This window comes from Nocardia miyunensis NBRC 108239, from assembly GCF_001613065.1.
Classification (GTDB): domain Bacteria; phylum Actinomycetota; class Actinomycetes; order Mycobacteriales; family Mycobacteriaceae; genus Nocardia; species Nocardia miyunensis.
Genome location: NZ_BDBQ01000027.1, coordinates 136,349 through 150,598 on the forward strand (window position 1 = coordinate 136,349; position 14,250 = coordinate 150,598).

General features: G+C 65.4%; 14 protein-coding genes. 12 read left to right on the forward strand and 2 right to left on the reverse strand.

Annotated elements, in window-relative coordinates; all coding sequences use genetic code 11:
* Window positions 1–138 precede the first annotated feature (138 nt).
* The 5 genes from mgtE (at window position 139) to NM2_RS11100 (ending at window position 5,763) form a co-directional block, all read left to right on the forward strand.
* Window positions 139–1,710, forward strand: coding sequence for a magnesium transporter (gene mgtE, locus NM2_RS11080; RefSeq protein ID WP_245717949.1), 1,572 nt, complete (start codon window positions 139–141; stop codon window positions 1,708–1,710).
* A gap of 354 nt (window positions 1,711–2,064) precedes the next feature.
* Entirely contained in the window at window positions 2,065–2,799 is a 735-nt protein-coding gene (locus NM2_RS11085; protein WP_218025891.1) for an ABC transporter permease, read from the forward strand.
* Complete coding sequence (locus tag NM2_RS11090; protein ID WP_067667274.1) at window positions 2,799–3,626, forward strand: ABC transporter ATP-binding protein; 828 nt, start codon at window positions 2,799–2,801, stop codon at window positions 3,624–3,626. The genes NM2_RS11085 and NM2_RS11090 overlap by 1 nt, the downstream gene beginning before the upstream one ends.
* Window positions 3,623–4,651, forward strand: a complete 1,029-nt coding sequence (locus NM2_RS11095) for an ABC transporter substrate-binding protein (protein ID WP_157121028.1) — start codon at window positions 3,623–3,625, stop codon at window positions 4,649–4,651. The genes NM2_RS11090 and NM2_RS11095 overlap by 4 nt, the downstream gene beginning before the upstream one ends.
* A gap of 53 nt (window positions 4,652–4,704) precedes the next feature.
* A complete protein-coding gene (locus NM2_RS11100; protein ID WP_067667279.1) occupies window positions 4,705–5,763 on the forward strand; it encodes a LacI family DNA-binding transcriptional regulator in 1,059 nt (352 codons plus the stop codon).
* A gap of 257 nt (window positions 5,764–6,020) precedes the next feature.
* Here the strand turns inward: NM2_RS11100 and NM2_RS11105 are convergent, their stop codons facing one another.
* Window positions 6,021–6,824 (reverse strand): SDR family NAD(P)-dependent oxidoreductase, encoded by an 804-nt coding sequence (locus NM2_RS11105; RefSeq protein ID WP_067667281.1) that lies wholly within the window; start codon window positions 6,822–6,824, stop codon window positions 6,021–6,023.
* Between the two features lie 65 nt (window positions 6,825–6,889).
* On the opposite strand from NM2_RS11105, the gene NM2_RS11110 reads away from it, so the two are divergent.
* The 6 genes from NM2_RS11110 (at window position 6,890) to NM2_RS11135 (ending at window position 12,063) form a co-directional block, all read left to right on the forward strand.
* Window positions 6,890–7,432, forward strand: a complete 543-nt coding sequence (locus NM2_RS11110) for a TetR/AcrR family transcriptional regulator (RefSeq protein ID WP_169816156.1) — start codon at window positions 6,890–6,892, stop codon at window positions 7,430–7,432.
* A 76-nt stretch (window positions 7,433–7,508) separates the two neighbouring features.
* Window positions 7,509–8,021, forward strand: coding sequence for a DUF6879 family protein (locus tag NM2_RS11115; RefSeq protein WP_067667285.1), 513 nt, complete (start codon window positions 7,509–7,511; stop codon window positions 8,019–8,021).
* On the forward strand, window positions 8,018–8,851 hold the full coding sequence (locus tag NM2_RS11120) for a helix-turn-helix domain-containing protein (RefSeq protein WP_084530732.1): 834 nt from the start codon (window positions 8,018–8,020) through the stop codon (window positions 8,849–8,851). Before NM2_RS11115 ends, NM2_RS11120 begins: the two co-directional genes overlap by 4 nt.
* Window positions 8,852–9,152: 301 nt before the next feature.
* Window positions 9,153–10,115 (forward strand): class 1b ribonucleoside-diphosphate reductase subunit beta, encoded by a 963-nt coding sequence (gene nrdF, locus NM2_RS11125; protein ID WP_067667289.1) that lies wholly within the window; start codon window positions 9,153–9,155, stop codon window positions 10,113–10,115.
* A 387-nt stretch (window positions 10,116–10,502) separates the two neighbouring features.
* Window positions 10,503–11,252, forward strand: a complete 750-nt coding sequence (locus tag NM2_RS11130; protein WP_067667291.1) for an alpha/beta fold hydrolase — start codon at window positions 10,503–10,505, stop codon at window positions 11,250–11,252.
* Between the two features lie 40 nt (window positions 11,253–11,292).
* Complete coding sequence (locus tag NM2_RS11135; RefSeq protein WP_245717950.1) at window positions 11,293–12,063, forward strand: hypothetical protein; 771 nt, start codon at window positions 11,293–11,295, stop codon at window positions 12,061–12,063.
* Between the two features lie 77 nt (window positions 12,064–12,140).
* Here the strand turns inward: NM2_RS11135 and NM2_RS11140 are convergent, their stop codons facing one another.
* Entirely contained in the window at window positions 12,141–13,148 is a 1,008-nt protein-coding gene (locus NM2_RS11140; protein ID WP_067667296.1) for an ABC transporter substrate-binding protein, read from the reverse strand.
* A 376-nt stretch (window positions 13,149–13,524) separates the two neighbouring features.
* On the opposite strand from NM2_RS11140, the gene NM2_RS11145 reads away from it, so the two are divergent.
* On the forward strand, window positions 13,525–14,250 hold a 726-nt coding region (locus NM2_RS11145; RefSeq protein WP_174575626.1), incomplete at its 3' end, for a cbb3-type cytochrome c oxidase subunit I.

The following is a 14,250-nucleotide window of genomic DNA, read 5'->3' on the forward strand; positions in this document are numbered from 1 at the left end:
GTGCGTAGCGAACCCCCGAGTCGAAGGCCGCGCGGCGCCGTCCTCCTGTTCTGCCGGTAGAGCTTTCGGTGGCGAGGTCGGTGCCTCGCGGTGTGATCCGTGATCCCGTATCCACTCGCTGTATGCCGAGGTTTCGTCATGTCGATCGATCTGTCCTTTGCCGCGCCCACATGCCCCGATGTCCCGGAAGACGGTCACTCGGTCACGCATACCGAGGCCGCTCGAGCGCGTGCCGCCGAAACGAGCGCCACCGAAACGTGTGCGATGGACGCGGATGCCGCCGACCCGAGCGGATGTGACACCGTCGTCACCGATACGAGTCTCGCCGACGCTGCTGGCGGCGCTGCCTTCACCGAAACGATTGTCGCCGAACAGTATTCGGACCATGTCTCGCTGCGGGACCTGATCGCTGATCGCCGCGTCGACGCCGCGCTGAGCTGGCTGGACGACCACGCTCCCCACCGGATCGCCGACGAACTCGCCCGCATGGACGCCGTGCACGCGGGACTCGCCTTTCGCCTGCTGGACAAGGATCGGGCATTGGCCGTGTTCGAGGAGCTCGAGCCGGTCGACCAGCAGCAGATCCTGTCCGGGATGCGCGATCAGAGCTTCCGGGAACTGGTCGAAGGTATGGACCCCGACGACCGGGCGCGGATGCTGCGTGAGGCCCCCGCGACGGTCGCCAAGAAGGTACTGGCCGGGCTGAGCCCGCGTGAACGGCGGATGACCGCGGCGCTGCTCGGCTATCCCGAGGGTTCGGTCGGGCGCTATATGACTCCGGAAGTCGTTGCGTTGCACCGTGATCTGACCGTCGAGCAGGCGCTGCGGGTGGTTCGCGCCAAGGGTGCGCACGCGGAGACCGTGTACACCCTGCCCGTGGTGGACGGGGGCCGCCAGCTCACCGGTGTGGTCGAGATGCGCGAGCTGGTCCTCAGCGATCCCGGAACCCCGGTCACCGAACTCGTCGTCACCGCTCCGGTTTTCGCGCGCGCCACCGATGCCGCGGAGAAGGCGGCGCGGCTCATGCGCGAAACCAATCTGATCAACCTGCCGGTCGTCGACAGCGAGGATCGGCTGGTCGGCTTGCTGACGATCGACGACGCGGTCGAGGTCATCGAGGCCGCCGACAGTGAAGACGTGGCGCGCCAGGCCGGAACCAGCCCATGGTCCGGCCACTACATGGCCGCCGGGGTCTTCCAGCTGGCCCGCTACCGCGCGATGTGGTTGCTGTTGCTGCTGGTGGCGGCCACCTTGACGGTTACCGTGACCGACGTGTTCGAGACGACGCTGGCCCACGCCGCGCATCTGGCGCTGTTCATTCCGCTGCTGATCGGCGCGGGCGGTAATGCCGGCGCGCAGGCGGCGACCTCGTGTGTGCGAGCACTGGCTGTCGGCGAGGTGCGGGTATCGGATCTGCTTCAGGTCATCTGGCGCGAATGCCGGGTGGGGCTGGTGCTGGGATCGATGCTCGCGCTGGTCGGCATGGTCATCGGAGCCACGTTCGTCGGTGCGCAGATCGCGGTGGTCGTCGGCATCACCCTGGTGATCATCTGCGGTTGGGCGGCGACCATCGGCGGCACGATGCCGTTGTTGGCCAAGAAATTGCGCATCGATCCGGCTGTGATCTCCGCGCCCATGGTCACGACGCTCGTCGATGCGACCGGACTGATCATCTACTTCACCACCGCGAAGCTCGTACTGGGTATCTGAGGCGGAAGTCGTTGAGCGAGAGGCGTTTGCGGGTGCCGCAAGCGCCTCTCGCGAGCACCGCGCTCGGTATTCACCGGCCGGAATCGGTGTCGGGTTGCCGGTGATGAACGGTTGCAGAACCCGCGGCAATAGATTCGTTCACGTTGCGCGAAAAGGGTTCCGCCCTCAGGTGAAGCGGATAAGTTAGCGCTAACACCGAGTGGTTCGAGCGTGCCAGTGAAGGGGATCTCGATGAGTTCGCGTCCAGCGATCGACACCAGAACAGCCGATCCACCTGCACCGGAAGGTTTTACGGTCATATCGGCGCGACGGTCGATCCGGCGGGTTCGCCGAGTCCCGACTGTCGTGCTCTACGTGGGGTCGGTCGTCGCAGGGATCGCGCTGTGGTGGTTGTTGGCGGCAACGGTTTTCGCCGCGCAGGGCGATCTGCCGACACCGCCGCAAGTCGCCGATGCGGCGGTGCGGCTGGCGTCGTCGGGCGAGTTGTGGCGCAATGTCGAGCCGAGCCTGGTGCGCGTGCTCGCCGGGTTCCTGATCGGTGTCGCGGTGGCGATCCCGGTCGGCTTCCTGATGGGTTGGTACCGACTGGCCCGCGGCCTGATGGAGCCGTGGATCCAATTCTTCCGGACGATACCGCCGCTGGCGTTGACCCCGATGGTCATCATCTTCGTGGGTATCGGTGAGAGCGCCAAGATCTTCCTGATCTTCTTGGCATCGTTCCTGTCGACGGTGATCGCCACTTTCCAGGGCGTCCGCAGCGTCGAACTCACGCTGATCAAGGCCGCGCGCGTGCTCGGCGCCGGTGATTGGACCGTGTTCCGCCGGGTGGCCGTACCGGCCTCGCTGCCCTATATCTTCACCGGCGCGCGAATCGGATTGGGCAGCTCGTGGGCCACGCTCGTCGCGGCCGAACTCGTCGCGGCCAGCTCCGGACTGGGGCATTTCATGGAAATTTCGGCACAGTATTACGAAACCGCCGACATCGTCGTCGCCATCATCGCGATCGGCCTGCTCGGATTCGTGATGGATCGTGTCCTGCTCGCGGTGCAGGCACGGTTGACCGCCTGGGAAAGTACGCGGGCCGAGTGATGCGGATCGATATCAAAGAGGTCACCAAGGTCTTCGACACCGCGGCCGGCCAGATACGCGCACTGGACCCGATCACCCTCGCGATCGAGGCCAACGAGATCGTCTGCATCGTCGGTAGCAGCGGATGCGGGAAGACGACGCTGCTGAACATCATCGCGGGGCTCGAGACCGCCACCGCCGGAGTGGTCGAAGTCGACGGCGCCGTCGTCACGGGTACCAGCCCCGATCGCGGTGTCATCTTCCAGCAGTACGCACTGTTTCCGTGGCTGACCGTTCGCCAGAACGTCGAATTCGGTCTGTCGCTGAAGCGAATTCCGGCCGCGGAACGCAAACGCATCGCGGCGCACTACATCGATCTGGTGGACCTGACCGATGCCGCGGACCAGCTGCCGCGGCAGCTGTCCGGTGGTATGAAGCAACGCTGCGCGATCGCCCGCGCCTACGCGGTGCAACCCAAGGTGCTCCTGATGGACGAGCCGTTCGGCGCCCTGGACGCGATGACGAAAACGACTCTGCAGGAACAACTTCTGGATGCATGGAGTGCCGAGCCGCGCACCGTCGTATTCATCACCCACGACATCGACGAGGCCGTCTACCTCGGTAACCGGGTGGTCGTGATGAGCCCGAAGCCGGGCCGCATCGCGAACGTCATCGACATAGACCTGCCCCGCCCGCGCAACCCCGAACTCCGAGTGACTCCGGAGTTCAACGACCTGCGCCGACAGGTCTGGGACGCCGTACACGGCCGGGGACCGCACGACTTGCATTCGCAGGACCCACTTCGCTCGACGGTGGCGCCGGGCGAGCACGAAGGAGAACGTCAGTGAGGATAGGCAGCACACGATGGGGTCGCCGCTGCGCGGCGGTGCTGAGCATGGCGGCAGTGACGACGTTGCTGGTCGCCGCGTGCGGGTCGGACAGCTCGGGTGGCGGTTCGACGACGCTGCGCATCGGATACATTCCCGACGTTCACGGCGCGGGGCTCGTCGACTCGGCGTCCCAGCAGAAGTTCTGGGCCAAAGCCGGTGTGCGCGCCCAACTCTCGTCGTTCGCCAACGGCCCCAACGAGATCCAGGCCATCCAAGCCGGAAAACTCGACATCGCCTATATCGGCCCGGGGGCGCTGTATTCGGCGATGGCGGGCAAGGTGGACGTGATCGCCATCGACTCGACGTCATCGGCCGATGCGCTCGTGGTGGACGCCGCGAAGGTGCCGGACCTGAAATCGCTGGCCGGCAAGACGATCGGATACGCGCAGGGCACCTCGAGTCAGATGATCCTCGATCTGGCCCTGGACAAGGCGGGCCTGACGAACGATCAGGTCACCTTGCGGCCGCTCGATCAGAATCTCATTCCGACGTCTTTCCTGTCCGGGAAGATCGATGTCGCATCGGCATTTCCGGGCGGAACCCAGCAGATCCTCGCCAAGGACAAGGGCGCCAGGATTCTGGTCAGCGACAATGATTTCGCGCCGAAATACATCTTTCCCGAGGTGTGGGTGGCCAGTCCCGACCTGGTGAAGAAGGACCCGGCGAAGGTGGTGGCCTTCCTCAAAGCGTTCATCCTGGCCAACGATTGGCGGCGCACACACCTGCCGGAAGTGATCAGCGCGAGCGCCGCCACCGCGGAGAGCTCGACCGAGGCGCAGGCGTATCTGTCGGAGAAGACCAACTGGCTCAGCGCGGCCGAAATTCTCCAGGATGGTCAATCCGGCACGACCGACCAGTGGTTCACCGCGCTCAACCAGCTGTTCATCAGGACGGGCCAGGGCACCGCGCTCACTCCGCCGTCGCGGTACAACAACATCGCGCTGTTCAAGCAGGCTTACGACGCGGTCCACCCCGAGAAGTAACCGTACGAATTCGGTTGCACGACAACCACATCGCAGGAGGTTCAGGGACCGTCATGCCACGTAGCCCAGGCAAGCGCCCGTCCGGGCACGCGTCCCTGTCCGACGTCGCCGCGCTGGCCGGCGTCTCGGCGCAGACCGTATCGCGAGTGGTCAACGGTGCGGGCAATGTGCTGCCGGATACGCGCGAGAAAGTCGAGTCGGCGTTGACCGCACTCGGCTATCGCCCGCATACGGCCGCGCGGGCGTTGGCGACCGGCAAATTCGGCTCGATCGGGGTGTTGTGCTTCGATCTCACGAAATTCGGCAATCTGCACGTCGTCGACGCGGCGATCCACGAGGCACAGGCGAACGGGTACGGCATGTACTTGAGCAGCATGCCCGATGCCACCGACGCCGATCTGCAAGCAGCGGTACGTGGTCTCACCGACCGGGCCGTCGACGGTTTGGTGCTGGTGGAAGCTCGCATCCTCGACACCCCGCATCTTCGCCTGCCCGCCGGCCTGCCGACCGTTGTCGCCGAAGGCGCGCGCGATGCCGCGTACGCGACCGTCGCGGTGGATCATGCCGCGGGCGCGCGCCTGGCTGTCGAGCACCTGCTCGAACTCGGTCATCGCACTGTTCATCACATTTCCGGGCCGCCGAGTTCGCATTCGACGGTGGCGCGCCTGGTGGCGTGGCGACAGGCGTTGGAGGATCACGGCGCACACATTCCCGAGCCGACAGCGGGCGACTGGAGCGCGGCGTCGGGCTACCGCGCCGCACGGGAGCTGTTCGACCGCGCCCGGCGCGGCGACATTCCGCGGGTCACCGCGATTTTCGCGGCCAACGACGAGATGGCGGCCGGTGTCCTGCGCGCGGCGGTGGAGGACGGGATCGCGGTTCCGCATGAACTCAGCGTCGTCGGTTACGACGACACCGAGTTCGCCGGCTACCTGACGCCGCCCTTGACCACGGTGCGCCCCGACCTGCGCCGGGTGGGCCGCCGGTGCGTCGAACGTCTGCTCATGGCGTCGCGAGCCGACACCGCGGTGCCGGCCACGGCCGAACTCGTCGTGCCCGAACTGGTTGTCCGGGCGAGTACGTCCGCGCCGCCCCAATGCGTCAGTGGGTGAACGAGATTCAGAGCTATCGGTTGAGCAGACCGATAAGTGGCTGCTGGCTGGAGCGTGATGACGGCGTGCCGAATTGTTTCGGGGGTGTTCTTTTTCGCGCAAAACCATTGCGGCCCAACGGTTGAGGGTGGGTATCGCGCGGGTCACTCGCTGCCGCGGTAGCTGATGCCGGATCGAGTGTGAGCCACTGTCGATGCCGGCAACCTTGTTCGGCCAACAGCACCGTCGGCCACGCCGGAGCCAGTGGCGCATGGAGATCAGCGCGACGCGTGCGATGACGCCCGGGGCGCGCGTTGTGCCGCTTGTCCGGCGGCGCGGCGTTTGACCACGCGTGGGATGAGCGCCAGTGCCATATCCAGCACCTTGAATCGCGTGCTGGGCACCGTCACCGGTTCTCCGCGGCGGGCTGCGGCCAGGGCCGCGGATGCCACTGTGTCGGGGGTGATCCACAGCCACGGGGGTATTCGGCGTAATTCGGGCATCCCGGCGGACAGATCGGTCCGCACGAATCCGGCCAGTACCGCGGTCACGGTGACTCCGGTGCCTCGGGCTTCCTCGTGGACAGCCTCGGAGAAGCTGTTCACGAACGCTTTGGTCGCCGCGTAGGTCGCCATTCGCGGCCACGGTTGCGATCCGGCCATCGAGGAGATGTTCACCACCGCGCCGCCGCCCGTGCGAGCCATCGTGCCGACCGCGGCATGGGTCAAGCGCATCAGCGCGGTCACGTTCAAGGCGACGATGGCGGCTTCGTCGTCTACCGGCAGGGTCGCGAACCGGCCGGTTCGGGCATTGCCGGCGTTGTTGACCAGGAGGTCCACCGACGGCTCCGCGGCCAGGCGGGCCTCGACCCTGGCCAGGTCGCGTGGGTCGGTGAGGTCGGCGTCGAGTACTTCCACGTTGACGCCGGACCGTTGTGCGCAGTCGGTCGCGACCGCGTCCAGACGCTCGTGGTCGCGGGCGACGAGCACGAGGTCGACGCCGTCGGCCGCCAGTTGGCGGGTGATCGCCTCGCCGATGCCTTTCGACGCCCCGGTTACCAGGGCTCGCTTCCATCTAGACACCCTGTCAACATATGCAGATCTAGACAGTATGTCAAGATGTTGGTGAGAGCCGAGTCGGAGGGATGATGCCCCGTAAACGAACCGAGCTCGACCGCGACGAGAAGGTCGAGCAAATCCTGGAGCGAGCCGTCGAACTGCTGAGTCACGGTGGCTACGAAGAGTTGTCGATCAACCGTGTCGCCCGCGACCTCGGGCTGGCCCGTGCCGCGGTCTACTGGTACTTCCCGTCCCGTGACGAATTGTTCACCGCCGCCTGCGCCCGGTTGTTCGCCGACACCTTCACCGGCCCGCCCGCTCACGGCAGCGTGATCAGCCGGATCCGTTGGGGTGTCGAACGTTTCGCGGCGATCTACGACGTCTACGCGGTGTTGCTCCAGCGTGCGTCCGGCGAGCCGACCGCTGCCGAACTTCTACAGGCTTTCGATCAGTCGGTATGTCGACGGCTCACCGCGATCCTCGCCCCGCACGTGCCGGCCGACCAGCTCGACGGCATCGTCGAAACCATCGTCGTGTTCACCGAGGGACTGCTGGGGCGTCGCCTTCCCCCGGCCGAGCGCGACCGCCGCCTCATCACCGCTCTGAATGCGCTGCTCCCGTCGACGCGGTGAGTCCCAGATCCAAGGCCGCGATATTCGCCCATCGGAGAATCAGCGATCGAAGTACCGAAGTCCACAAGGGAGTTCTATGGAGCTGCAACGGGTCGATAACTGGGAACGGCTGTTCCGTGCGGCGCGGGATTCTGCGTTTCACCTGGAAGTGCGAGACGCATACGCCGAACCGAGCGAGTCGGAACCGCTGCGCCGGTTCATCGATGGTGACCCACCGCCGGATTACGACAAGTCGGATTGGACTGACCTGATCCGGAGTGTGACCGAAAAGGGTGTGTCCGTGAGTCGGGTTCGTGTCGTTACGGTCCCTCATACCGACTACCAGCGATGGTTGCTATCTGTGACGGGAAAGAACGTAGCGGCTGGTGAGGACATCCGCTATGTGCCAAGGCATCTCGCGGGAGAAGTCCCGCCTGACGACTGGTGGCTGTTCGACGGTAGCCGAGTGTGCTTCAACCTCACCGACTCGGCCGGCGGTCCGGCCGGAATCGGCATCACAACCGACCCGAGCCTAGCGGCCTATTGTCGCAATGTGCGACAACGATTGTGGCAGTTGGCAATCCCATACAGGGAATACGTCAACCAGTGACCAGCTCTGTCGAAGAAGCACGCAAGGCTCTCGGTCAACGGCTACGCATCATGCGACGTGATGCTGGTGTCACCGGCCGAGAGCTTGCTGCACGCGAAGGTTGGCACGAATCGAAGGTCACCCGTATCGAGTATGGGAAAACCCGACCGTCCAGTGAGGATCTTCGCGCTTACTGCGTGCACTGCGAGACCACCGAGCAACTGCCGGACCTGCTTGCGAGTCTCCACAACATCGACAACGCCTACATGGAATGGCGGCAACTGCTCAGCGCCGGAGTGAAGCGAGGGCAACAGCGGTATCAAAAGCTCGAATCGGATACCAAGCATCTACGGAACTACGATCCGCAGATCGTCCCCGGACTACTTCAAACCGCGGAGTACGCCGAAGCGAAACTTCGACGTGTGATCGAGTTCTATCAACTACCCGATGATTTGGACTCCGGTGTCTCCAAACGTATGGAGCGGCAACAGGTCCTATATCGGCGTGAGCACCGATTCCACTTCGTCATCGGTGAACAGGCGCTGTATAGGACGGTTGGCGGCAGCGGTGTGATGGCCGGTCAGCTCGACCGGTTGCTGTCGATAATCGGAATGCCGCGAGTGACGTTCGGAATCGTGCCACTCGCCGCGGAGGCGTTGACCGTCGTCGAAAACTTCATGATCTTCGACAACCGGTTGGTTAAGGTCGAAGGCCACACGGCAGAGTTGACGATCACTCAGCCCCGCGAGATCGCTCTGTACGGTAAGGCGTTCGATATGCTCGTTGGCCAATCTGTCGTCGGTGACGAGGCCCGTGGGCTGATCCGGAGAGCGCTCGAAGCCAGGTTTTGAGCTGATCGAACCGGAGAGCGCCGAGCCGTCGGTACTACCGCTCGCCGACGGCGGCCTGCGGCTAGGCAACGGGTCGCCACGGCAAACTTTCGGCATCGTTGCCGCGATCGTCATCGCGTCAGTACCCTGTGCAGCGCGCGGCGTTCATGCATCGCCCACGATGTGGAACTTCCCATGCTGGAAGGCATTTGCCCAGAGTGTGGGAGACACAAGCCCTTGTGCTGCTTAGGGGCGAGGCCCACTAGGAGTAGTGTTCCAGCGTATAATTTACGGCGAAGCGAGAAGGGTGAGTGAGGCGGGCGTGAAGCTGATCGATCGAGTGAGTGCGATCAACTGGAATCGGGTGCCCGATGAGAAGGATGCCGAGGTCTGGGACAGGCTGACCGGCAACTTCTGGTTGCCCGAGAAGGTTCCGGTGTCCAACGACATTCCCTCGTGGAATACGCTGACCGCGCATGAAAAGCAGCTCACCATGCGGGTTTTCACCGGTCTGACGCTGCTGGACACGATTCAGGGCACGGTCGGCGCGGTGAGCCTGATTCCGGATGCGCTCACCCCGCACGAGGAGGCGGTGTACACCAACATCGCGTTCATGGAGTCGGTGCACGCCAAGAGCTACAGCTCGATCTTCTCGACGCTGTGCTCGACGCGCGAGATCGACGACGCCTTCCGCTGGTCGGAGGAGAATCGCAATCTGCAGCGCAAGGCCGAGATCGTCCTGGACTACTACCGGGGCGACGAGCCGCTCAAGCGCAAGGTGGCCTCGACGCTGCTGGAGAGCTTCCTGTTCTACTCCGGTTTCTACCTGCCGATGTACTGGTCCTCGCGGGCCAAGCTCACCAACACCGCCGACCTGATCCGCCTGATCATCCGTGACGAGGCCGTGCACGGCTACTACATCGGCTACAAGTATCAGAAGGGCCTCGAGCAACTCACCGAGCCCGAGCGCGAGGAGCTCAAGAGCTACACCTTCGAGCTGCTGTTCGAGCTGTACGAGAACGAGGTCGAGTACACCCAGGATCTCTACGACGAGGTCGGCCTGACCGAGGACGTCAAGAAGTTCCTGCGCTACAACGCCAACAAGGCCCTGATGAACCTCGGCTACGAGGGCCTGTTCCCCAAGGACGAGACCGAGGTCAACCCGGCCATCCTCTCGGCGCTGTCACCCAACGCCGACGAGAACCACGACTTCTTCTCCGGTTCGGGCTCGAGCTACGTCATCGGCAAGGCCGTCAACACCGAGGACGAAGACTGGGAGTTCTGATCCCGCACGGACTCCCGGCGCGCGAGTGCCGTGGGGTTCGTCATCCCGGGGCGGCGGACAGTTCGGGTAGTTCGCCGTCCTGATCGCGTGGTTCGGCGATCCAGCCCGGCTCGAGGAGTAGTCCGGCCGCGCGCTGGCGAGCCGGCGAAATCTGCTCTCCCCCCTACGAAGCCGGAGCACCACTGCGCCCGGCCTCCTCGCTCGGATCGAGTGCACAGCAAGCGCACAGAAACTATCGGGCTGGCGGCCAGCTTCGATGGTTACTGTCGGTAGCCAGAGAGTAAGTGGGAGAGGAGTGAGGTCATGACGGACGCTGCTGATCTTGTCGTCGGGCCCCCGGCTCCCGCGGTGCCTCGACATCGGACGGGCTCGCAGACGGGGAGGACGATGACCACGACAGCGCCGGTGGTCCTGCTGCACGGGCAGCCGGGGGATCATTCCGCCTGGAACGGCGTGCTCGAGCGGCTGCCGTCCTCGGTGCGGGCCATGGCGTGGGACCGGCCGGGATACGGTAGCAGCGAGTCCGCCGCGGGCACCCTCGAAGACAATGCCATCTGGTTGCTGGATCAACTCGACCGCGAGGGTATTCACCAGGCCGTGCTGGCCGGGCATTCGTATGGCGGCGGTGTCGCGCTCGCCGCGGCCGCGATCGCTCCCGAACGGGTGCGCGGGCTGGTCTCCATCGCCGGAATCGGGCCCGGCTGTGCCACGAGGTGGGACGAGGTGCTGGCCGCACCCGTCGCCGGGCCTGCGCTGGCGCTGGCGATGTGGTCGATGATGCCGCGGCTGGCCCGGTGGCATCGCAGCCGTCACCCGGACGCCCCCGCGTCCTGGCACGGGTTCGCCGACATCCGGCACGAGTACGGCGAGGTGTGGCGCACTGTCCTGCTCGAACAGCGCGAACTGTTCCGGAGTCTGGACCACTGGCTCGAGCGCTTGAACGCAACCGATATGCCCGCATTGATCATCGCCGATCCGACCGATAAAGTCGTCCCGATCTCAACCGCACGCGCGCTGCACGATCGGTTCCCGCGATCCCGCTTGGAGCTGGTCGCCGGGGGCGGACATCTGCTGCCGCAGCGGATTCCGGATGTCATCGCGGCGAAGATAGGTGAATTTGTCGATTCGGTGGGCTGAACAGGTCCGGGCTGACGCGCACGGACGGCTGCGGGCATATTTGAGCGAGCGCGAGGTCCACACCGCGCCACCCCCGCCGATGATCCCCGGACACGGCCTGTTCCGGCGCGTGACCGACGAGGTGCGCTGGTCGTTCGCGCCGCCGCGGTACTGGCTCGAGGGCGTCGGGGTGAACGTCGTGCTCTCACTGCTGTATCTGGTCTACTCGCCGCTGGCCCACCCGCACCGGCAGTTCGGCTGGGTGGTCCTGGTCGGAACCTATTTCGCGACCTTCATCCTGGCCGACGTCACCACGACCAACGTGCTGGGCCTGGACGCGCCGCGGGTGCGCGCGAGCCTGGCCGAGGGTATGTCGATGCGCGGCATTCTGGTGACGAAAAACCTTGCGCTGCTTGTCATCGTGGGCCTGCCGACGCTGGCGTTGACCGCGATCCTGGCGAATACGATGCGCCCGGGTCCGCTGACGGGCACCCTGTTCGCGGTGCTGCTGCCGCTGCTGTGCTGGCTCGGCGTCGGAAATATCGTCTCGGTCCTGCTGGCCGTGGAGACCCGGACGCTGGTGCGTCGGTGGCGTGAACGCCGCAGCCGGACCACGCTGCTGTGGCTCGGCCATCTGGCGCTGCCGTACGGCGTGTACTACCTCGTCGCTCCGATCGACGGCACCCAGCACGATCCGTTGCTGCGACTGCTGCCGCATTTGGACCGGAATCTGCGCTTCGTCTGGAACGCGGGGGTCGGGCTGCTGGTATGGATCATCGGAACCACGATCGCCCTGGCCATCGTGCGCCGTCGCGGGTTGCGCATCTACTGAACCATCCCCGCTCGATGAGCGCGGGCCGATGCGTCAATAGCCCTTTCCGGATCGAACTCGGTCGTTCACGTACGTGTTCAGTCGCTCACGTACCCGTTGAGGGAGCTGCGCAGGTCATCGATGAGGGCGCGGGCGGCGGTGATGCCGGAACCGTGCCAGATGGTGTCGTCGACGGCGTAGTTGCGCTTGTCCGAGATCGCGCCGAGTTTCTTCCAGTCGTCGCTGTGCATGACCTTCTGGCCGTAGGCCTCGCCGTTCTCGCCGTCGAACATCACATAGATGATGTCGCCCTCGACCTTGGCCCGGTCTCGCTCGGTGCTCAGACTGCTCACCTGGTACGACGCACCCCGCTGCGCCTCGGGACGTTGTACGCCCGCATCGGCCAGCACTCGTCCGGCAAAGGTGTCCGCACCCTGTACCTGCGCGTCGGACGCGCCGAAGCGCAGCACCGAAGCCTGTGACAACGAGGCCGCGACCGCGACGCCGGTGTCGTGCGCGTAGGTGTGATAGTCGGTGATCGCCTTCGCTCCGGCGTTCGAACGGCCGAGGGCGTCGGCGAAGGCGCTGAACGAGGCCTGCCAGCTGGGATCCTTGCCGATCAGTACGGTGGGCGCGGCCGCGCGCAACGCGTTCACATCGCCGTCGCCGACCGTCCCGAGCACCAGATCCGGGTGCATCGCAGCGATTTTCGCGACATCGGGTGCGCCCGAGGCTCCGGCGCTCGGCACGATCTGCAGTCCGTATCCCAGGTACGACGGCTGCGGGCTGGGCCCGGCGATCGTCGTCGCGCCGACGACCCGCTGCCACAGGCCCAGCGCGCACGCCGCGTCCAGCGCGGCGGTGTCCAGCACGACGATCCGCTTCGGATCGGCCGAAATCTGCGCTGTCCCAGCGGGACTGGTCACCGCGCGGGTACCCGCGGCCTGATCCGGATCACTCGGCAGCGGGCAGGCGCGGGTGGTGTCGCGCTCGACGCCGACCACATCCGCACCGGCGATATTGGTCGTCGTGCGCACGATCGAGCTGGCGTCGTCACCGGAACCGTTACTGCACGCGGTCAACGCGGTCACGGCCGCGGCGAGCATCAGGCAACCACCGCGCAAACGTCGTGTGCGGCGGCGGGCGCGAACGACTCTCCGGCTTCCGTCGCGCGGGCGCTCGGCTGGGTCGGCGGTTCGCTCGCTGCGCTGGCTCACGGGCATGCGGGAAGGGTACACACGCGGAATCCATTACGGCATGCTCGGGGCCTTGTGTGATCACGCGTGCCGGGCCTGCGGTCCGGACGCGGATGCCATTGGCGACACCCAATTACGACACAGAGTAGGACCGGGCGTGATGCTCGGCGGCAGCACGGTTTACGATCCGTAGTAGCGAAAGCCACCGTCGTTCGCCGTGCGCCTGTCCGCCGGGCCGGAGCCAGACGTACGACAACGACCAGAAGGCATACCTTCAGGAGGATCAGTGACTGCTGTAGAGCCCCAGCCAGTCCCCCAATTGGAAGCGACTCGGCCGTACCCGCAACGTCTGGGGCCGAAGGGTTCGTTCATCTACAAGTTGGTCACCACCACCGACCCGAAGGTGCTCGGGGTGATGTACCTGGTGACGGCCACGTCGTTCTTCATGATCGGCGGCCTGATGGCGTTGCTGATGCGTGCGGAGCTGGCTCGGCCGGGTCTGCAGTTCCTCTCGCCCGAGCAGTTCAACCAGCTGTTCACCATGCACGGCACGATCATGCTGCTGTTCTACGCGACGGCGATCGTGTTCGGTTTCGCGAACATCGTGTTGCCGCTGCAGATCGGCGCGCCCGACGTCGCCTTCCCGCGTCTGAACGCGTTCAGCTACTGGCTGTACCTGTTCGGCGCGACCATGGCGACCGCCGGTTTCATCACCCCCGGTGGTGCGGCCGACTTCGGCTGGACCGCCTACACCCCGCTGTCGGACATCGTGCACTCCCCGGGTGTCGGCGCGGACCTGTGGATCCTGGGTCTGGCCGTCTCCGGTCTGGGCACCATCCTCGGTGGCGTGAACATGCTGACCACCGTGGTCTGCCTGCGCTGCCCGGGTATGACGCTGTTCCGCATGCCGATCTTCACCTGGAACATCGCGGTCACAAGCGTGCTGGTGCTGCTGGCGTTCCCGCTGCTGACCGCGGCGCTGTTCGGGCTGGCCTACGACCGGCACCTGGGC

Bases quoted from the DNA above. Each gene is read 5' to 3' on its own strand.
- mgtE (WP_245717949.1), top strand. From the start codon at position 139: ATGTCGATCGATCTGTCCTTTGCCGCGCCCACATGCCCCGATGTCCCG.
- NM2_RS11090 (WP_067667274.1), top strand. From the start codon at position 2,799: ATGCGGATCGATATCAAAGAGGTCACCAAGGTCTTCGACACCGCGGCC.
- NM2_RS11100 (WP_067667279.1), top strand. From the start codon at position 4,705: ATGCCACGTAGCCCAGGCAAGCGCCCGTCCGGGCACGCGTCCCTGTCC.
- NM2_RS11110 (WP_169816156.1), top strand. From the start codon at position 6,890: ATGCCCCGTAAACGAACCGAGCTCGACCGCGACGAGAAGGTCGAGCAA.
- NM2_RS11115 (WP_067667285.1), top strand. From the start codon at position 7,509: ATGGAGCTGCAACGGGTCGATAACTGGGAACGGCTGTTCCGTGCGGCG.
- NM2_RS11130 (WP_067667291.1), top strand. From the start codon at position 10,503: ATGACCACGACAGCGCCGGTGGTCCTGCTGCACGGGCAGCCGGGGGAT.
- NM2_RS11140 (WP_067667296.1), bottom strand. From the start codon at position 13,148: ATGCTCGCCGCGGCCGTGACCGCGTTGACCGCGTGCAGTAACGGTTCC.